Below are 322 nucleotides of genomic sequence, written 5' to 3'. Positions count from 1 at the left end.
GACCAATACGCAGGGGGCCATTCTGTCTGATGCGGGCAGCATCTCCATTGGCGGCCTGTCAGGCCAGTATGCGGGAGACGTTCTCAACCAGTCTGGTGAGATCATGGCCGGGAGTGCAACTGGAGATGTGACCATCCATGCGGCCTCTCTGACGAATAATATCATTAACAATGGTATCACTGTCGACCAAACAGCGACAGAAATCTATTATAGCCAGACCTATGATCAGGGGCTGACTGGTTCTCTTCCTACGCCTGCAAATCTTGGTGATTCGGGGAAATATTATTACGGGCAAAAGGTCTTGCAGATCTTTACCCCAACC

General features: G+C 50.9%; 1 protein-coding gene. It reads left to right on the top strand.

Annotation, left to right across the window (positions count from 1 at the left end; all coding sequences use genetic code 11):
* Positions 1–322: hypothetical protein (locus Abin_RS15255; protein WP_048848506.1), on the top strand; the 322-nt coding region annotated here is incomplete at both ends.

Origin of the sequence: Acetobacter indonesiensis (genome assembly GCF_000963945.1) — a bacterium.
In the GTDB taxonomy this organism is placed as follows: Bacteria; Pseudomonadota; Alphaproteobacteria; order Acetobacterales; family Acetobacteraceae; genus Acetobacter; species Acetobacter indonesiensis.
Note: the sequence above shows the minus strand (reverse complement) of the source record. Positions and strands in the feature narration are given on the sequence as shown.